Source organism: Myxococcus sp. CA033, assembly GCF_013336625.1.
In the GTDB taxonomy this organism is placed as follows: domain Bacteria; phylum Myxococcota; class Myxococcia; order Myxococcales; family Myxococcaceae; genus Myxococcus; species Myxococcus llanfairpwllgwyngyllgogerychwyrndrobwllllantysiliogogogochensis.
This window is the reverse complement of the sequence record NZ_JABUMU010000010.1, coordinates 94,322-113,447: the sequence shown is the minus strand read 5'-3', so window position 1 is coordinate 113,447 and position 19,126 is coordinate 94,322. Positions and strand designations below refer to the sequence as shown.

Here is a 19,126-nt window from a genome sequence, read left to right as displayed (position 1 = left end):
AGGCGCGCGAGCGGGGTGCTCACTCCAGCGACGGTGACTCGTCGTTGGGGATGAGCACCTTGCGCGCGAGCGACACGGGCAGGCCCAGTTGCAGGAAGCGGTCGTGGAAGTCCTTCAGGACGAACTTCTTCCCGCTCGCCTCCAGGTGCTTCCGGTAGTCCTCGCGCAGCTTCAGAATCTGCATGCGGCCGGCCGCGTAGTACAGGTACGTGGGGTTGGACGTGCCGCGCTCCACCTCGCGCATCGCGGGGAAGGGCTCGAAGTACGCAATCTCCGCGTAGCGCTTCGCCACCGCGTCCACCGGCTCGTTGTACACGTGCAGCGCCAGCGCCGCGTACCACCGCGCGTGCCGCTGGAGCGCGCGCCGTAACTGGCCCAGTCGCACCGACGGGTCACCCTGGCCCAGGCCCTCGTCCACCATCATCTGCTCGGCGTAGTGGGCCCAGCCCTCCACCACGGAGGCGGGGGTGAAGACCTTGCGCACGTCCGTGGGAATCTTGGCCCCGTAGAGCAGCTGCACGAAGTGGCCCGGCATGGCCTCATGCACGGTGATGCCCAACAGGCCCGCGCGGTTGAAGTACGTCAGGTGCTGCGACTTCTCCTCGGTGGACCACTCCGCCTCCACGTTGGTGATGTTGTAGTACGCCTCCTTGGCCTTGCTCTCGAAGGGGCCCGGCGTGTCCATGGACGCGAAGCCCAGCCGCTCGTACGGCGGCGTCTCGCGCACGGACGGCAGCGCGTCCGAGGGCAGCGTGAGGATGTCCTTCTCGCGCACGAAGCGCTGCAGCTCCACCAGTTGGGTGCGCGCCAGGGGAATCAGCTCCTCGGAGGTGGGGTGGTCCTTCACCAGGACCGCCATCACCTGCTCCGGCGTCTTCGACGGGTCCACCTTCGCCGTCTCGCGCGCCACCCACGCCTTGTACTCACGGATGGCCCGCTCGTTGATGTCGCGAAGCTGGTCCGCGCTCAGCGAGATGTGCTCCTCCAGCGCCAGCTTCTTCTCGAACAGCTCGCGGCCCAGCCGGAAGTCGCCGTTGGCCTGGGGCAGCAGCTCCTCCTCCAGCCACTCGGTGAAGCCCTCCATCTGTCGCAGGGCGTCCGCGCGCGCGGCGTGGAAGGCCTCGCGCTCCGCCGGAGGCACCTTGTCCAGGCCCTGCGCCTCCAGGGCGCGCGGCAGGTCCACGCGCAGGTACACCTGCGTGCCGCGCGCGTCGCGGATGGCCTGCTCCGCCCACAGCCGGGGCACCCCCGACAGGTTCTCCTTCGCCGCCTCCAGGACTTGAGGGATGCGCGCCATGCGCGAGCGCATGTCCCGCATCCGCTCGTTCAGCGGCGCGAAGTCTCGCGAGGACAAACTCGACAGCCCCCCGGAGACGAGGCCCACGTAGGCGCCGGGGTTCTTCTCCCAGATGCGCTCCTCCTCCAGCTCCAGCAGCTCCGCGCGAATGGCGTTCTGCAGCACCACGCCGTCGACGGCGTCGTCACCGGAGAGCGCGGAGCAGTTCACCTGCTCCAGCCGGGTGAGCCAGCCGCGCAGCGCCTCCGCCTTGCGTTGCAGCGCTTCCTTGGAGACGTCCTGCAGGTGCGCGTCGTGCGCGTGGAAGCCCAGCCGCGTCGCGCGCACGGGGTTGGCCGCGGAGAACCAGTCCAGATACTCGCGGATGAAGTGCGAGTAGGAAGCGGTGGCGGCGCGAGAGGGCGTTGGCAAGGAGGAGGAGGACTCCGACCCGTCCTTCGAGCGCGACGCGCACGCGGAGAGACTGGCCAGCAAAATGACTGCGACACGAATGCGCATGAGGGCTCTCTTCAAGGATGACGGGCCGAAGTCTCGGCACTCGTGTGGGCAAGGGGTAGGCGGAAACAAGCGCGCTCGCAAGACGCCGTCGTGCGCTCAACCCGTCGGGTCGCCCCGGAGGACACCCTTGACGTGCGCTGACTCACCGTTGCGCGAAGGCCCCCGTGGGTCCGTCCTGAGTCGGACGCTCATGACGCGCGCACAACGCCTGCTTGCTCACCCATGACGACGTGACGCAGGCTGGGACGACATGACTCCGCGCGCCTGTGTCCTGTGGTCCCTGGTGTGGCTGTCCAGTGCGTGTGCCTCGCGTGGGCACCTCCCGAGCACCCCACCTCCTCCAGCGGAGTACGGAACTCCGCACCCCTTCCTCCTCCAGGCCGCCGCGCCCGATGGCCGGTGGCTGCTCGCGTGTCAGGCGCGCGAGGACACCAACAAGGATGGAACCATCGCGGTCAAGGTGGGCAGCCATGGACAGCTCGGCGGTGACGAGGCGCGGCTGTATCTCTTCCGGGAGCCTGGAGCGGGCCTCGCCGTCGACGACGTGCTCGCCGTGGACTCCCTGGCACGACACATCGTCCTGGTGCGCGAGGGCGCGCTCCGACTCCTCGACACCGTGACGGGCACGGAGCAGGTGCTCGCGCCCTGGACCGCCGACGACGTGGGCACGAACGCGTCCCAGCCGCCCGTGCGCGCCAGCTTCTCGCGCGACGGCCAGCGCCTGCTCTATCTGAAGACCGAGGCTGGGAAGAAGGTCGCGGTGCTGCGGGACGTCGCGCGTGGCGAGGAGCGCGTGCTGGACGCGGGCCCGGGGTTGCTCGGACAGGCGAGGCTGCATGAGAACGGACTCTGGGCCGTCTTCGACGTGGTGGCGCAGGACACCGACGAGGACGGCACGCTGACCTGGCCTCATCAACAGACGTCCCTCGCTCCGGCGCGATGCCGGGGACCGGTCAGCTCCGCCTCCCAGGGCGAGCGGAAGGGCGACAGTCCCGTGCGCCGCTTCCTGCGCGTGGACGGCGGCACGCTCGTCGAGGGCAGGGACATCCTCCAGCCGCTGGGTGACGGCCTGCTTCGCACCCTGCCGCATGGCGCCATCGCCTTCGAGGACGCGCGGGGCAACCAGCAGACGTGGGTGCCCGAGAGCTGCCGGGCCCGGCTGTACGCCGTGGACGAGCCCCGTCGACTGCTCGTCGTCGGCTGCAAGACGAGAGACCCGTTGGGGACGACGCTGGAGCTGCACGGCCCCGAGCTGCACCTGTCCCTGGAGCGCGAGGTGTCTCCGTACGCACCGGTGAGGAGGTCCTCCAACGAAGAGCGTCCTCGACTGCTGCCCACCTTCGTCCTCACCAGCAAGGACACCGAGCGCACCTACGCCGTCTTCATCCTGGACATGGAGCGCCACACGCTCGTGCCTCCTCCCATCCCCGCCAGCACCTGGGTTCATGCACAGGGTTCCCATGCGCTGCTGCGGGAGGACCCCACGGGAGACGGCGGAGAGCGTGGGAGGCCTCGACTGTGGCTGTGGAACGCGGACACCGGCGAGAAGCGTCTGGTCGGCGAGGCCAGTGGAGACTTCCAGGAGAGGGCGGGAGAGCGAGTGCTCTACATGGGATGGCTGATGGACCTGGGCACCGGCCAGGTGCTGGGTCCCGTCACCGAAGCGCCCCTGGCCATCGACACGCGGGGCGGAGCGCTGCGCTACACGCATGCCGCCCCCGCATGGGCCGACCCCAAGCCCGAGAAGACCGTGCCCCTGGGCCCCGTGAAGTGGGAGCCCTCCGTGAAACCCACGAGCCCACCCGGGAATACCTCCGCCGCTCCCTCTCCGAGCGGCCCCTGAGCCGCGCGTTTTCCGGGGGTTGATAGCGACCACGGAGGTGAAGGCCCCTTCCCTCTCGCCTGCTCCGTGCGCACATGGAGCGTGTTGGGTGGCTGGAGGCGCCAGAGGGCCGGCTGGCGCCTCCGTTTCTCGCCCCTGGGACGGCCGGACGACCCCACCGCGCGGGTCGCGTGCATTTCCACGCCCCTCGCCCGTCCCGGGATGCGATGAGGTCTTCCGCCGCATGCAGGGGGGTTCTTGCGCCTGACGCGTGCGGCAAGGTCCTGGCTGGGCTAAGCGTCTCACCGCGGTCCTCGCCCCGCGCCGGGCCGAGCCCCGGGGCCCGCTCGCTGGAGGAGGTACCAAGCAATGTCTGACGTCGTGAAGAAGAAGCGCCGCTGGCCCTACGTGCTCGGAGGAGTCTTCGCGCTCCTCGTCGTCGTCGTGCTCGGGGTCCTCTGGCGGCTCGACGCCATCCTGCTGAAGACAGCGCGCGAGCAGGCCGCCACGTATTCGCAGAAGCTGGGTCGCCCGATTGAAATCGGGGACATCTCCACCCAGCTCTTCCCCACCGTTGGCGTGGAGGTGGAGAACGTCTCCATCGGCGCCGCCGAGGGTGAGGAGCTGCCGCTCGCGCAGATGGCCTCGCTGGACATCAGCGTCGCGGCCGGCCCCCTGCTGTCCTCGCGAGGCAAGGACATCCAGGTGAAGAACGCCGAGCTGTCCGGCCTCACCGTCAACGTGGTGCGGCTGGCCGACGGCACCACCAACGTGCAGCGCCTGCTGCAGCGGTTGGAAGAGCAGAGCCCGAAGGAGGAAGAGAAGCCGCCCGAGGACGAGTCGCAGCCCACGGACCTCTCCGGCGTCCATGTCGAGCGCGCCGCGCTCACCGACGGCACCATCCGCTTCGTGGACCGTGCAGGGGGACAGGCCGCGCGGGAGCTGGCGGTGAAGGACCTGGACATCGAGGTGAAGGACCTGCGCGCCGGCAAGCCGCTGGTGGTGGACCTGGCCGCCGCGGTGCTCGCGGACAAGCAGAACCTCCAACTGTCGCTGCACGCCGCGCCGCTGCCGCCCACGCTGATTCCCACGCCGGAGCGCGTGACGCTCAAGGCGCAGAAAATCGACCTGTCTCCGCTGGGTCCCTTCCTGCCTCCCGACGTGGGCCTCCAGGCCGGCACGGTGGACGCGGACTGGAAGGCGGAGCTGGGCGGCGCGGTGCCCGGGGGCAAGGGCCCCACGCGGCTCGTGGGTGTCATCTCCGCGCTGGGCCTGCGCTTCGCGGGCTCCGAGGGTGGCAAGGCGCTGGACGTGGTGCTCGACACGGACGTCGCGGGTGACATCGCCACGGGTGACTTGTCGCTCGACAAGCTGAAGCTGGACCTGGGCCCCGCGAACATCACCGGCAAGGGCCAGGTGAAGGGCCTGCTGTCGGAGAAGCCGTCGGTGCAGGGCTTCGAGCTGGTGGGTCGCAACCTGGACCCCGCCGTGCTCGCCGAGTACTACCCCCCGCTGAAGAAGCAGTTGAACGGCATGATTGCCGGCCCCATCGGCCTGGAGGTGCGCGGCAGCGGCACGCAGGACGCGCAGGCCATCAACGTGGACGTGGACCTGACGCCGGTGCGCCTGCGCGTGCCAGCGCAGCTCACGAAGAACGCGGGCGGCGCCATGAAGCTCACCGCGCGCGTGGCGGGTGCGGCGGCCAGCGGCGGTGCGCTGAAGTTCGACGCGAACGCGGACCTGTCTGGCGTGGACCTGCGGCCCGGCCTGCTGGTGGACAAGTCGCCCGGCCAGCGGATGGACTTCGCCGTCGCCGGCACCTACGCGCCCGGCAAGGGCGGCGCCGGCATGAAGGTGGAGGTGCCGAAGATGACCGCGCACGTCCTGGAGGACACGGTGACGGGCAGCGCGTCCTTCGCGCTCGCGGGTCAGGGCAAGAAGCAGACGACGACGTTCTCCGCGGATGTGAAGGCGAACAAGCTGGACGCGGACGCGCTGCTGTTCGACGAGAAGGAGCTGGCGGCGCGCAACGGTGGCACGGTGCCGGCGCCGGAGTCAGCGGAGCTTCCTCCCGAGGACCCGGCGCGCTTCAACGGCTACCGGGGTGACATCCGCTTCGCGGTGGGAGCGCTGCGCTACAGCGAGATGGACCTGAGCAACGTGACGGGCGTCATCAAGATGACGGACGACCTCATCTCCGTGGAGAAGTTCTCCTCGGGCGTCTTCGGCGGCAAGGTGGCGGCGGACGGGACGACGATTCGTCTGGGCCCCTCCGCCGCGCAGCGGCCCTTCGAGGCGAAGGTGAAGGTGGACGGCGTGCAGGTGGCGCAGGCGCTGGCCCAGGCCACGCCGCAGAAGGTGATGACGGGGACGTTCAACGGGAACGTGGACGTGAAGGGCATCGGCTACACGCCGGAGAAGCTCAAGGAGACGCTGCTGGGCGGCATCAGCGGCAACATCCTGGGCGGCACGCTGCTGGGCAAGGACCTGGTGGCGTCCGTCTCCGAGCCGCTCGCCAAGGCCCTGCCCTTCGCCTCCAAGGCGCTCAAGAGCGGCGAGGTGACGTCGCTGAGTGAGAACCTGCCCTTCGGCGTTCAAATCAAGAACGGCGTCGCGCAGCTGTCCAAGCCCATCACCTGGACGCGGCCGGAAGCCGCGATGAGCTTCGACGGTGGCATCAAGCTGGACGGCACGCTGGACCTCATCGGCTCGGTGGCGCTGACGCCGTCGACAGTGAAGACGCTGACCCTGGGCAAGGTGACGCCGCCTTCGGATATCCCCGTGGGCCTGAAGCTGACGGGCCCGGCGTGGAAGCCCGAAGTGACGGGCGTGGACGTGAAGCCGGCGGTGACGACGCTCGCGAAGCTGGCGGCCTCGTCGCTCGCGGGCAACCTCATTGGCGGCAAGCGCGGCGAGCAGGTGCAGCAGGTCATCGAAGGCGGTGAGGAGAAGCTGCGCGCCGACGCCGAGGCCAAGCGCAAGGAACTGGAGGCCAAGGCCGCCGAGGAGAAGTCGCGGCTGGAGGCCGAGGCGAAGAAGCGCGCCGAGGATGAGGCGAAGAAGCGCCTGCGCGGCATCTTCGGCAAGTAGCCCCGTCGCGGTGCGGGCCAGGGAGCTTCCCTGGCTCGCGTCCGGGATTGCCTGTCTGGTTGTACGTTGGTCCGATGACAGTGTTTGCAATGAGCCCGGCCCGGAGCCGGGCCGTTGTCTCAAGTGTCGGGCCTGGAGACGCTCCCTGTCAGCAAGGGAGGTCTCATGTCTGGTTTCTCGTCGAAGTCGTGGGTCGTTCTCGTGGCGATGGGGCTCGCGGGGTGTGGCGGACCGGAGTCGTCGCCCGCGGTACCGCCAGAGGTGGGGCAGTCGGAGCAGCGGTTGCTGGCGCTCGTCACCTGTCCCGTTGGAGCCACCCACGTCACGTATTCGCCGCCGCTGCGGACCCAGCCTCAGGATGTCGTCTTCACGTCCACGGGGCAGGCGAGCAATTGCTACTCCCTGCTGGGCTCCAGCGTGACGTCCGCGACGTCGTTTGTCTCATTCCTCATGAAGGGCTACTCCTGCACGGACCTGCTCGACATCAGCTCTGGAACCACGCTGCTCACCTGGAACACCGGGGAGAGTTCGACGGTGCGGCAGACGCAGACCACCACGGCCGTCAATGGCAACGCCATCGTCGTCACGCAGACCGGAACGGTCCTCTCCGGCAAGTTCGTGGGAGCGACCTTCGTGCGCACCGTCACCCTGCTCGCGACCGACCTCGCCGCCTGTGACTCTCCCGAGGGACTCACGAGCATCTCCGGACCGATGACCATCACCCTCCTCGGACTGCTCTGAGCCACATCCCCGGGCCCCTGTTACATGAAACGGCCTGAAACGATGTGAAACAGCTCTCGTCCCCGAGCGACACCCGTGTCGCCCTCGGGGACGATGGTGGCACGCGCCCTGCTAATGCCCCCTGCCGACGTCCCACGTCAGACAGGAAGCGAGCGCGCGATGAACCCGAGCGAGGACTGCGGCTGCACGGACCCGGCGACCACGCCCATGCCCCACGTGGCTCCGGTAAGCGAGCGCCACCGAATCCTCATCATCGGCGGAGGCACGGCCGGCATCTGCGTGGCGGCGCGACTGGCTCGGCTGGGCCAGAAGGGCGTCGCGATTCTGGAGCCCTCCGAGCGGCACTACTACCAGCCGCTCTGGACGCTGGTGGGCGCGGGTGAAGCGCGCATCGAGGACACCGTGCGCGATGAGGCCGACTTCATCCCCCGGGGCGTGAAGTGGCTGAAGGACGCCGCCGAGGAAGTCGACCCCGTCCGCCGCGAGGTGCGCACCCGGGGCGGGCTGCGCGTGGGCTACGACTTCCTCGTCGTCGCGCCCGGCATCCAGCTCGACTGGGACAAGGTGGCAGGCCTTCGCGACGCGCTGGAGACCGAACACGTCAGCAGCAACTACGACGTGAAGCTCGCCCCCAAGACGTGGCGCATGCTCCAGCGCTTCCAGGGAGGCACCGCCCTCTTCACCCACCCGGCCACGCCGGTGAAGTGCGCGGGCGCGCCGCAGAAAATCATGTACCTGGCCGCCGACCACTTCCGCCGCACGGGGGTGATGGAGCGCTCGGAGGTGGTGTTCGGCTCGGGCGCCAAAACCATCTTCGGCGTGCAGCCCTATGCCCGCGTGCTGGAAGACGTGGTGAAGCGCTACGGCATCCACACCCACTTCGAACACAATCTGGTCGCGGTGGACGGCGCCCGCCGCGAGGCCACCTTCGAGACGACGCGGGACGGACAGAAGCACCGCGTCACCCTTCGCTACGACCTGCTCCACGTCACCCCGCCCCAGAGCGCGCCGGACTTCATCAAGAACAGCCCGCTGTCATCGCGCGACGGCGCGTGTGTCGGCTGGGTGCGCGCGGACAAGTACACGCTCCAGCACCCGGGCTTCCCCAACGTCTTCGCGCTCGGAGACGCCTCCGACCTGCCCACCAGCCGCACGGGCGCGGCCATCCGCAAGCAGGCGCCCGTGCTCGTCGAGAACCTCCGGGCCGTCATGGCCGGCCGCATCCCCACCGCGCGGTATGACGGCTACGCGTCCTGTCCCCTCACCACGGGCTACGGCAAGCTGCTGCTCGCCGAGTTCGACTATGACGGCAAGCCCACGCCCAGCTTCCCCTTCATCGACACGCTCCAGGAGCGGCGGGACATGTGGCTGATGAAGAAGTACGGCCTGCCCCAGTTGTACTGGAAGTTGATGATGCGCGGCCGGGCCTGAGCCGGGCCAGGTGCGAGCCGCCGCGCACCGGGCTATGCAGCGACAGATGCCCACGTCACGAACCCCGCGCTCGTCCCAGCTCGCCCTGTCCGCGCTCGATGCGCTCGCGGGCGCCGTGCTGCTCGTGGACGCGAGTCGGCGCGTGGTGGGCCTGACCTCCGCGCTGGAGGCGCAGCTCGGCGCCCCGGTGCGCGAGGGGACTCCGCTCTCGGAGGTGCTCGTCCCGCAGGGCGGCGTCGAGCGGCTGGAGACCGTGCTCACGACGGGGCGGGAGACGACGGCGCGGTTGCGCGCGGGGGCGGAGACGCAGGCGGTGCGCGTGCGCGCGGTGGCCCTGGAGAAAGAGGGTTGGGCGCTCACCGTCACCCGGGAGCCCACCGCGCGAAGCGCCGAGGGCGTCGAGGTGTTCCACGGCCTGTGGACCCAGGACGCCGAGCTGCGGCGGGTCTTCCGCATCGTCGAGAAGGTGGCGCGCGCGGAGTCGAGCGTGCTGGTGCGTGGCGAGTCGGGCACGGGCAAGGAGAACATCGCCCACGCGCTGCATGCGCTGTCCGCGCGTGGCAAGGGGCCCTTCCGCGCCATCAACTGCGCCGCACTGCCGCCGAACCTGCTGGAGAGCGAGCTGTTCGGCCATGTGCGCGGGGCCTTCACCGGCGCGGTGCGCGACAGTCCGGGTCACTTCCGGCTGGCCCATGGAGGCTCGCTGTTCCTGGACGAAGTGGCGGAGCTGCCGCTGGACCTCCAGGCGAAGATGTTGCGCGTGCTGGAGACGCGCACCGTCATCCCCGTGGGAGGTCGGGAGCCAGTGCCGGTGGACGTGCGCATCATTGCCGCCACGCACCGGGCCCTGCGACGTGAGGTGGAGGCGGGCCGCTTCCGCGCGGACCTGATGTACCGCCTGCGCGTGGTGCCCATCTTCCTGCCCACGCTCCGGGAGCGACGTGGGGACATCCTCCCGCTCGCCCTGCGCTTCCTGGGCGAGCTGCACCAGCGCGGGACGCGGCGCGTGGAGCGAATCGCCCCGGGCGCGCGCCGACTGCTGGAAGCCCACACCTGGCCCGGCAACGTGCGCGAGCTGCGCAACGTCATGGAGTACGCCTACGTCATTGGCGAGGGCGCGGTGCTGCGCGAGGTGGACCTGCCCCCGGAGTTCTCCGAAGGGAGGACTGCTTCATCCCCCGGTGTCGCCCTCTCGCCGACGACAGGTGTCCTGCTCGACGAACAGAAGGTGCGAGCGGCCCTGGCCCGAGCAGGCGGCAACCGCTCCGAGGCCGCACGCCTGCTCGGCGTCAGTCGCGTGACGCTGTGGCGCCGCCTGCGCGCCCTGGGCGAAGCCGGGCACTGAACCTGTTCCACTGGGGCGACAACTGTTTCACCAGGGTGTTTCAGTTGTTTCCCCGGGGACGGCGCTCCCTCCGAAATGGACCCGGGCCCTGCTCGGAGAAGGGGCACTGGCACGGCACTCGCAATATCGTCGGGGGCGCATGGCGGTCATCTCTTCAGGGAAACGGGCGATGCTCTTCCGACAGCTCTTCGACGCGGAGTCCTCGACCTATACGTACCTGCTGGCGGACCCGGCGACGCGAGAGGCCGTGCTCATCGACCCGGTGCTGGAGCAGGTGGAGCGTGACCTGCGGCTGCTGACGGAGCTCGGGCTGAAGCTGACGGTGGTGATGGAGACCCACGTCCACGCGGACCACATCACCTCGGCGGGACTCCTGCGCGCGCGCACGGGTGCCCAGGTGATGGCCTCCGCCCGAGGAGCGCCCTGTGTGGACCGACAGCTGGTGCATGGAGACCAGGTGCGCGTGGGCGGGTTGGAGCTGCGCGTGCTGGAGACCCCCGGGCACACGGATGACAGCCTCAGCTTCCTGTGTGACGGGCGGCTCTTCACGGGCGACGCGCTGCTCGTTCGCGGCACGGGCCGCACCGACTTCCAGAACGGCGACTCGGGGCAGCTCTACGACTCCATCACCCGCGAGCTCTTCACGCTGCCCGATGCGACGGAGCTGTACCCCGGCCATGACTACGCGGGCTTCACCGCGTCCTCCGTGGGCGAGGAGAAGCGACACAACCCGCGACTGGCGGGCAAGTCTCGCGAGGACTTCATCACCTTCATGAACGAGCGGCGGATTCCACCCCCGCGCAAGCTGGACGTGGCCGTCCCCGCCAACCGCGCCTGCGGTCTGGACCCCGAGCCCCTGTCACCGTCCTCCGCATGACGTGACGTGCCCTCGGGCACGGGCGTCCGCGCCGTCATCCCAGAACCCTGGTGTCCGACCCCGAGCAACGGGACGGCACCCTATTGCCCGCGTCCTTCCCTCATCGGGAGGACGAGAGAAGGAGTCACCGTCTTGAGTCACCTCTTCGACAGCGCCCATCCCCAGCCCGCCGGATACCGCGACGTGGACGTACGACAGCTCGCGGCGGAGCGCCCCTCGGGGCTGCACCTGGTCGACGTGCGCGAGCCGTCCGAGCTGGATGGGATTCTGGGACACCTCGATGGCGTGCGTGCGGCACCGCTGGCCACGGTGCGCGAGGCGGCGGCCTTGTGGCCCAGGGACACGGAGGTGCTGCTCATCTGTCGCTCTGGAGCACGGTCGGCGCGGGCCGCCACGCAGTTGGTGGAGCTGGGCTTCACGCGGGTGATGAACCTGCGCGGGGGAATGCTCGCGTGGAACACGGAGGCGCTGCCCGTGGTGCGGCTGCCCTCCAGTGCGACGCCAACCCTGGCGGAGGTCCGCGACACCTTGCGAGCCCGGCTCCCCGGTGTCTCCGACGTGGAGGCGCTGCCCCAAGAGCCTTCGCGCGCGGAGCTTGGCGCCGTGCTGGACGCGCTCCAGGCCACGACTCCCTCGGGGCTGGTGGACACCGCGAGCTTCGAGCGGACGCTGCGCGAGGTCCGGGACCTGCTCGCCGTCGCGCGGTCTGGGGGCGCATCGCGATGATGTTGTACGTGGGCCTCGCGGGCGCGTTGCTCGTGGGCGTGTTGTTGGGGTTGTTGGGTGGCGGCGGTTCCATCCTCACGGTGCCCTTGCTGGTGTACGTGCTGGGTGTGGAGCCCCGCACGGCCATCGCCATGTCGCTGGTGGTGGTCGGGGTCACCAGCGCGAGCGGAGCGCTCTTTCATGCACGGGCAGGTCGGGTGCGGTGGCGCACGGCCTTCGTGTTCGGCGCGGGCGGGATGGTGGGCGCGTTCCTGGGGGGAAAGCTCAATCCCCTCTTCTCCGCGAGCACGCTGATGTTGTTCTTCGCGGGGGTCATGGTGGCCGCGGCCATCGCCATGCTGCTGCGCACGGAGGCCGCGCGGGTGTCCACCGAGGTCACTCCGCGCGCGCCAACCCGCGTGGGGCGGATACTCCTTCAAGGCCTGGGCGTGGGAATCCTGTCCGGCCTCGTGGGCGCGGGCGGAGGGTTCCTCATCGTCCCCGCGCTCGCGCTGGTGGGCCTGTCCACGCCGATGGCCACCGCCACCTCGCTGGTGGTCATCGCGCTCCAGTGCGCCGCGGGCCTGGTGGGACATCTGGGTCATGTGGAATTGCCGTGGAAGCTCACGGGCGAGGTCCTCGCGGTGGCACTGGCGGGGAGCCTGCTTGGAGGAAAGCTCGCGGGACACGTGGCGCCGGGCTCGCTGCGCAAGGGCTTCGCGGTCTTCGTGCTCGCCACGGCCACCTTCTTGCTGTGGGCCCAGCTTCCCCTCGGACTGCGCGCGCGGCTGGGACAGGGGCTGGCCAGCGCGGGCGCCTGGCCCTGGGTGGCGGTGGCCACGGGCGTGGGCCTCCCCATTGTCCTGTGGCGGCTGCGTGTCGTCCGACAACGCGCGACGCGAGGACACTGACTGACCACAGGCGCGCGTCCCGTACACTTCCCCCGTTGACCCGTGACGCCGCCGCATCGAGAGTCCTCGGCATGAAGCTGAGACCCATCGCAGAAGTGGGCGCCGAGTTGGGCCTGGCTCCCGACGACGTGCATCCCTGGGGAACGAATCGCGCCAAGGTGTCACTCGACGCGCTCGGCAAGCAGGGCGACCGGCAGGGACGGCTCGTGCTCGTCTCCGCCATCAACCCCACGCCTCCTGGCGAGGGGAAGACCACCATGTCCGTGGCCCTGGCCATGGGCCTGCGTCGTCGCGGACGCAAGGCCGTCGCCGCGCTGCGAGAGCCGTCCCTCGGTCCCGTCTTCGGCGTGAAGGGCGGAGGCACCGGCGGCGGACAGTCCAGCCTGGAGCCCGCGGCGGACATCAACCTGCACTTCACCGGTGACCTGCACGCGATTACCAGCGCCAACAACCTGCTCGCCGCGCTGGTCGACAACGCCGTGTATTACGGCCAGCCCGTGGCCATCGACTCCACGCGGGTGCGGTGGCGGCGCGCGATGGACATGAACGACCGGTTCCTGCGCAACGTCATCATCGGCCTGGGCGGCAAGGCTCACGGCGTCCCGCGAGAGGCCGCGTTCGACATCACCGCCGCCAGCGAGGTGATGGCCATCCTCGCGCTGTCGGAGAACCTCAAGGATTTGGAGGAGCGGCTGGGCCGCGTCGTGGTGGGCCACTCGCCGGACGGCAAGCCCGTGCGCGCGCGCGATGTGGACGCGGCGGCGGCCATGGTGGCGGTGCTGAAGGACGCGCTGATGCCCAACCTGGTGCAGACGCGCGAGGGCGGCCCCGCGCTGGTGCACGCCGGCCCCTTCGGCAACATCGCCCACGGCTGCAGCTCCGTGGTGGGTACGCGGATGGGCCTGGCCTACGCGGACGAGGTCGTGACGGAGGCGGGCTTCGGCTTCGATTTGGGCGCGGAGAAGTTCCTCGACATCAAGTGCCGCAACACCGGCCTGTGGCCTCGGGGCGTCGTGCTGGTGGTGACGCTGCGCGCGCTGAAGTACCACGGAGGAGCACCGCTCGCGCGCGTGGCCGAGCCGGACAGCGCCGCCCTGGCGCGCGGCTTCGCGCATCTGGAGAAGCACCTGGAATCGGTGCGCGCCTTCGGCCTGCCGGCCGTGCTGTGCGTCAACCGCTTCCCGCAGGACACGGAGTCGGAGCTCGACGAACTGCGCGCCTTCGGCAAGGAGCGCGGCGTGGAGATGGCCGTGTGCGAGGGCTTCACGCGCGGCGGCGAGGGCGCGCTGGAGCTGGCGGACCGGGTGCTCGCGATGCTGGACGCGACGGATGAGGCGCCGCCCGCTCCGCGCTTCCTCTACGAGTTGAAGCAGTCCCCCGAGGAGAAGGTCCGCGCCATTGCCCGCACGGTGTACGGCGCGGAGGACGTGGCCTTCACGGCGTCGGCGCGCAAGGATTTGGAGATGGTGCGCGAGCTGGGAGGCTCGGAGCTGCCGGTGTGCATGGCGAAGACGCACCTGTCGCTGTCGGATGACGCGACGAAGCAGGGCCGTCCGCGCGGCTTCACGCTCACGGTGCGCGAGGTGCGCCTGTCCGCGGGCGCGGGCTTCATGGTGGCGCTCACGGGCGACATCCTCACCATGCCGGGCCTGCCTCGCGAGCCGGCGGCGAAGCGCATCACCGTCCACGACGACGGCCGCATCACCGGGTTGATGCAGGGCGAGTAGCCGTCGCCCGCTGCATCGACGAGCACGGGCGGCCCGGACGTCGGGCCGCTCCCGCGCTCACACGCGGAACGACGTGGACAGCTCCTGGAGCCGGCCGAGCGTGGCGTTGATCTGCGTCACGGCTTCCTCGGCCGTCATGGTGGAAGTCACAACGTCCGCCATCATCGAGGACAGTTGCGTCATCACCTCGGTCATCTGCGCGATGCCCGCGTTCTGCTGGGTGACGGAGGCGACAATCTGGCGCGCCGCCTGACTGCTCTCCTGCACCACCGTGGTGATTTCCTTCAGCGAGTCGGCCGAGGCCAGCACCTGCTCGATGTTCTCCTCCATCTTCTCGCTGTCGCCCTCCGCGATGGAGGTCGTCTGGCGGATGGCCTGATTGATTTCGAGCAGAATCTTGCCGATGCGCTGCGTGCTCTGGAGGGACTGGCCGCTGAGCGCGCGCATCTCCCGCGCCACCACCGCGAAGCCCCGGCCCTCCTCGCCCGCGCGCGCGGCTTCAATCGCCGCGTTGAGCGCCAGCACGTTGGACTGGTCCGCCAGGTCCTTCACGCTGCTGATGATTTCCCCGGCGTGCACGGCCTGGTCGCTCAGGTGCGCGATGCTGCCCACCAGCGTGCCCACCCGCTGACGAATCTGCTGCATGCCCTCCGCGCTCTGCTCAATCGACTGCTGGCCGGACGAACTGAACGCGTCCGCCTGCGCCGCCACCTTCAGCACCATCTCCGCGCGGCTGGCCGCCATGCTGGAGGTCTGCGCGATTTCGGCGATGGTGGTGCTCGCCTCGGTGAGGCTGCGGGACTGGTTGGTGAGGAAGTTCACCTGGTCCTGGCTCGCCTGCGTCAGTTGCGCGGCCGCCGAGGACAGCTCCATCACCACGGACCGCAGCGTGGCGGGCACCTCGCGCAGCCGGTTGACCATCACCTGAAGGCTGCGGCCCAGGTCCCCCACTTCGTCCTGCCCGGCCGTGTCGATGGGCTGCGTCAAATCCCCCTCTTGGGCGATTTTCTGCGCCACCGCCGACAGCCGCGCCATGGGCACCGCCACTTCCCGGTGCAGCCAGAAGGACAGCGCCACCATCAGCGCCAGACACACCAGCGACAGCGCCCCCACCAGCCACGAGGCCCCGCCCGCCAGCACCACCGTGAAGATGACCGCCAGGAACACCGCGGCGACAGCCGGAGACAGCATCACTTTCTGCTTCAGCTTCAAACGCACCGAGCCCCCTCCCTCTCCGCGACCACGGAGCCCTCCGGCGTCATGCCGCCGTCCCACCCGGCCAGGCTCCGGCAGTTGAAGCGCGGCTCCCTGGGGAGCCTGCTGCGCCAGCTCATGTCGCCATCCTTCCGAGGGGCCCCGAGGACCCCCTGAAGCTCGGACGGACCGGTGATCCGCCGAAGCGCAGGATAGCCAACTGAACACTTGCTGCTAAGCCTCCCCCCGAAGGTCATCCCACAGTGTCACCCGAGGGGTTTCCACCAGTCTGGGTGGAAATAGACCCCTGCACTGGAAGGATCATCCCAGGGAGTCGAGGCGGCGGCAGCCATCGACGCGGAGGACGAAGTCGGCGCCGAAGGCACCGGCGGGGGTGAGGGCACCGGGAGAGGGCTGGGCGAGCAGCTCTTCCACGGCGTGGATGGAGGCGCGGGCGGTGAAGGCGTAGCCCTCTGGTACTTCCAGCCAGGCCTGGGCGGAGCGGCCATCCGGGGCGCGGGCCTGGGCCCAGACCTGGGAGCGGCTGGACAGGCGCATGTCGGCGTCGGGGCCCTTCACGCGGGACTCGACGAGCTTCATCAATCCGTCGCGCACGAGGCCGACCTTCAGGACCTGGCGGAGGACGGGATAGGACCACCGCAGGGCGCGGGCGGAGGACGAGGGGAAGGCCATGTACGTGGTGATGTTGGGGATGCCGGTGGTGCGGTACGCGGTGGAGAGGTCGCCCCAGGGGATGGGCATCACGGTGCGCTCGCGGTCGATGAAGCGCTGGCGGCGGGCGCCCTGGCCCATGGGGAAGGGTTGGAGGACGCCGTCGCGGCGGACCTTGCCGCCCTCGGGGAGTTGGAGGAGGGCGGACTTGGTGGTGCCGGCGCTGGCCTGGGAGCCGGCGCAGATGGCGATGTCGAGTTCGGTGGCGCCGGGGACCTGTTCGGCGACGTAGCGGGCGAGGCAGTCGGTGGGGACGACGTCGAAGCCGACGCCGGACATCAGCGAGACGCCGCGCTCCCTGGCTTCGGCGTCATGGCGGAAGGAGCCCTCGAAGACGGGAATCTCGCCGGTGATGTCCAGGTAGTGGGTGCGCGAGGCGAGGCAGGCCTGGCGCATGGGCTCGCTGGTGTGGACGAAGGGGCCGGCGGCGTGGAGCACCAGGGGCAGGCCCTCCATCGCGGCGGCGAGCTGGCGTGAGTCGTCCAGCGCGGCGGGACGGACCTCCAGGCCGAGCGCGTCGGCCAGCGGGGCCAGCTTCTCGCGGGAGCGGCCGGACAGCACGGGCCGGTGGCCCCGACGCACGGCCTCCTCGGCGATGAGGCGGCCGGTGTAGCCAGAGGCGCCATACAGCAACCAGCGGGGGGTCGAGCTCGAAGTCGTCGTCACGGCCGGCGACGCTACCAGGAGCACCGGGCGCGGGATGGCCCGGGTTCGGACTGTGCTCGCTATCTGTCAGCGACCGTGCGCAAGCCGCCCTGCCCTCACCGGGCCAATGCGACTTCGGACCGGTGATTCACGTGCGCGTCCTCGACGCAGACGAGCAGCGCGCGCAGGGCCGAGGGTGACGGCGCCGTCAGGAGTGCCTCGCGCAGCCGCGCGTTGCGCAACAGCGCGCCGATGCGCGCGAGCACGTTGAGATGCAGGCCCGCCGTGTCCGGCGGCGACACCATGCCCACGAAGACGTGCACGCGCCCTCCGTCGGCCTCGCCGAAGTCCACGCCCTGGGAATGGACTCCCACGCAGGTGACGATGCGCGACACGCCGGCGAGCCGACAATGCGGCACCGCCACGCCCCCCACCATCGCCGTCGAACCCAGCTGCTCACGCGCCAGCAGATGCGCCGCCAGCTCCTTCGGCGACACCCGCGCCCGAGTCGACATCAGCCCCGCCAGCTCGTGCACCACCCCCACCCGCTCGCGCGCTTCCAACGACAGGCGGACAGCTTCTACGTCCAGGAAATCAGTCCACCTCAGCATGCCTCACCTCCTCGGGCGCCCGGCTGCCTCCCGAGTCGGCGCAGAGATGTGTCCACCGCCGCGATTCCGCATCCCTCCGCTGTCTTTCTTCGAGCCCACTACACATTTCTCTCCGGTTTTTCGGGCTCAGTCGTTTCGACCCCGCCCCTCTCGCCTTCTCAACCTCGTCGAAGGCGAACCCACGGACCGCCGCGTCATCGAGCGAGAACGTCGAGCGCCGCGGGACACGCCCTCCGGAGCGGCCCGGTCCACGCCTCGCCGCCCTTGGACCGGCTCCGCCAGATGCTCCGTGCCCGACATCCGCCTCGCCCTCCAGGGCGGCCCATCCGCGCACCGCACTCAGCGCGCGAGAGACATCTCGTTGCGAAGCGGCAGGCACGCCTCCTCCGCGCGAACGAGCAGCGCGCGCATCACTCCAGCCGACGGCGCGGCCATCAACTCCGCGCGCAATTCGGGGTCATGCAGCAGCGTCGCGATGCGCGAGAGCACATTGAGGTGCAGCCCCGCCGTGTCCGGTGGCGACACCATGCCCACGTAGATGCGCACCAGCCCATCCTCGGGCGCGCCGAACGCCAGCCCACCCCGGTGGATGCCCAGACAGGTGACGATGCGCTCCACGCCCGCATGGCGACAGTGAGGCACCGCCACGCCTCCCTCCATGACCGTCGACCCCAGTTGCTCTCGCGCCAGCAGGTGCACTGCGAGCTCTCGCTGCGACACCCCGGCCCGGGCCGACATCAGCCCCGCCAGTTCGTGCAACACCGCCCCCCTGTCTCTCGCCACGAGCGACGGGCGGATGGCCTCCACGTCCAGGAACTCGGTCCACCTCAACATGCCTTCCTCCCAGGGCGGCACATCACCACCCGCACGGCGGAGCACCGAGGCTCCGCCACGAACTCGCCCGACTCGAGGACCCTCAAACCGCCACCGCCACGCGCTCGCGCCCGGACAGGACGATGCACGCGGCCAGCACCCGCGCCGTGAAGGCATCCCGCTCGTCATCGTCGAACGCCCGTGCGAGCAGCTCGGGGTCGTCATCCAGGAACAGCGTGGAGCCCAGCCGGTCATACACGTGCTCCAGCAGGCCTCGGCAGCACGAGCACCGCCGAGCACCATCCAATGCATGTTCCGCACGCACTCGCGCCTCCACCAGCCGCTCCACGCCCAGCAGACGCACCGCCTTGAGCGGTGCCTCACCGAGCGACGGACCGACCTCCGGCGTGGCCCGCGAGTGGAACAACGGCAGTGACTTCACGAATCGGGGCAGCCACATGGGTCCTCCGTGCCGGGCCTTCATGACCCGCGCACGCCCCTCCCCATCGCATCCGCCGTGCCGACCACCCTCGCGCCAGACGCTCGGAATCCGGAGCCTTTTTCCAGGGGCTCGCGTCGGCACCTTGCAGACCGCAACCAGGAGCCCCGCGAGGCACGGCACGTTGCGATGTTCCCGCGTGTCCCGGGCCGCGCTCGCCCGCCTGCCCGCCCACCCGGTGTGGCAGC

Annotated in this window: 15 protein-coding genes; 9 read left to right on the top strand and 6 right to left on the bottom strand. The window is 70.1% G+C overall.

The features are described from left to right. Positions 1 to 19 precede the first annotated feature (19 nt). Positions 20 to 1,708: a DUF885 domain-containing protein gene (locus HUA78_RS23725; protein ID WP_254623861.1), complete on the bottom strand. Its 1,689-nt coding sequence runs from the start codon at positions 1,706 to 1,708 to the stop codon at positions 20 to 22. Between the two features lie 337 nt (positions 1,709 to 2,045). On the opposite strand from HUA78_RS23725, the gene HUA78_RS23720 reads away from it, so the two are divergent. From HUA78_RS23720 to HUA78_RS23680, 9 genes are all read left to right on the top strand, one after another. After that, complete coding sequence (locus HUA78_RS23720) at positions 2,046 to 3,638, top strand: hypothetical protein (RefSeq protein ID WP_174477221.1); 1,593 nt, start codon at positions 2,046 to 2,048, stop codon at positions 3,636 to 3,638. Positions 3,639 to 3,986: 348 nt separating this feature from the next. Next, positions 3,987 to 6,707: an AsmA family protein gene (locus HUA78_RS23715; RefSeq protein WP_174477220.1), complete on the top strand. Its 2,721-nt coding sequence runs from the start codon at positions 3,987 to 3,989 to the stop codon at positions 6,705 to 6,707. A 165-nt stretch (positions 6,708 to 6,872) separates the two neighbouring features. Then, positions 6,873 to 7,448 (top strand): hypothetical protein, encoded by a 576-nt coding sequence (locus tag HUA78_RS23710; RefSeq protein WP_174477219.1) that lies wholly within the window; start codon positions 6,873 to 6,875, stop codon positions 7,446 to 7,448. Between the two features lie 159 nt (positions 7,449 to 7,607). Further along, the gene (locus tag HUA78_RS23705; protein WP_174477218.1) at positions 7,608 to 8,879 is read left to right on the top strand and encodes an FAD/NAD(P)-binding oxidoreductase; all 1,272 of its coding nucleotides are present in this window, start codon (positions 7,608 to 7,610) and stop codon (positions 8,877 to 8,879) included. 46 nt (positions 8,880 to 8,925) lie between these two features. Then, positions 8,926 to 10,224 carry a sigma-54-dependent Fis family transcriptional regulator gene (locus HUA78_RS23700; RefSeq protein ID WP_174477217.1) on the top strand — a complete coding sequence of 433 codons (1,299 nt, stop codon included), beginning with the start codon at positions 8,926 to 8,928 and terminating at the stop codon, positions 10,222 to 10,224. A 169-nt stretch (positions 10,225 to 10,393) separates the two neighbouring features. Next, positions 10,394 to 11,101 carry an MBL fold metallo-hydrolase gene (locus HUA78_RS23695; RefSeq protein ID WP_174455932.1) on the top strand — a complete coding sequence of 236 codons (708 nt, stop codon included), beginning with the start codon at positions 10,394 to 10,396 and terminating at the stop codon, positions 11,099 to 11,101. Positions 11,102 to 11,233: 132 nt separating this feature from the next. Continuing rightward, positions 11,234 to 11,827: a rhodanese-like domain-containing protein gene (locus HUA78_RS23690; RefSeq protein WP_174477216.1), complete on the top strand. Its 594-nt coding sequence runs from the start codon at positions 11,234 to 11,236 to the stop codon at positions 11,825 to 11,827. Further along, positions 11,824 to 12,717 carry a sulfite exporter TauE/SafE family protein gene (locus HUA78_RS23685; protein ID WP_174460233.1) on the top strand — a complete coding sequence of 298 codons (894 nt, stop codon included), beginning with the start codon at positions 11,824 to 11,826 and terminating at the stop codon, positions 12,715 to 12,717. The genes HUA78_RS23690 and HUA78_RS23685 overlap by 4 nt, the downstream gene beginning before the upstream one ends. 71 nt (positions 12,718 to 12,788) lie before the next feature. Next, positions 12,789 to 14,444 (top strand): formate--tetrahydrofolate ligase, encoded by a 1,656-nt coding sequence (locus HUA78_RS23680; RefSeq protein ID WP_174460234.1) that lies wholly within the window; start codon positions 12,789 to 12,791, stop codon positions 14,442 to 14,444. Between the two features lie 57 nt (positions 14,445 to 14,501). On the opposite strand, the gene HUA78_RS23675 is transcribed toward HUA78_RS23680, so the two are convergent. From HUA78_RS23675 to HUA78_RS23655, 5 genes are all read right to left on the bottom strand, one after another. Continuing rightward, positions 14,502 to 15,662, bottom strand: a complete 1,161-nt coding sequence (locus tag HUA78_RS23675) for a methyl-accepting chemotaxis protein (RefSeq protein ID WP_371745647.1) — start codon at positions 15,660 to 15,662, stop codon at positions 14,502 to 14,504. Positions 15,663 to 15,959: 297 nt separating this feature from the next. Continuing rightward, complete coding sequence (locus tag HUA78_RS23670; RefSeq protein WP_174477215.1) at positions 15,960 to 17,036, bottom strand: saccharopine dehydrogenase NADP-binding domain-containing protein; 1,077 nt, start codon at positions 17,034 to 17,036, stop codon at positions 15,960 to 15,962. A gap of 95 nt (positions 17,037 to 17,131) precedes the next feature. After that, on the bottom strand, positions 17,132 to 17,626 hold the full coding sequence (locus HUA78_RS23665) for a PTS sugar transporter subunit IIA (protein WP_174464753.1): 495 nt from the start codon (positions 17,624 to 17,626) through the stop codon (positions 17,132 to 17,134). Between the two features lie 339 nt (positions 17,627 to 17,965). Next, positions 17,966 to 18,460 (bottom strand): PTS sugar transporter subunit IIA, encoded by a 495-nt coding sequence (locus HUA78_RS23660; RefSeq protein ID WP_174477214.1) that lies wholly within the window; start codon positions 18,458 to 18,460, stop codon positions 17,966 to 17,968. Between the two features lie 82 nt (positions 18,461 to 18,542). Beyond that, complete coding sequence (locus tag HUA78_RS23655; RefSeq protein ID WP_174477213.1) at positions 18,543 to 18,899, bottom strand: hypothetical protein; 357 nt, start codon at positions 18,897 to 18,899, stop codon at positions 18,543 to 18,545. Positions 18,900 to 19,126: the final 227 nt, after the last annotated feature.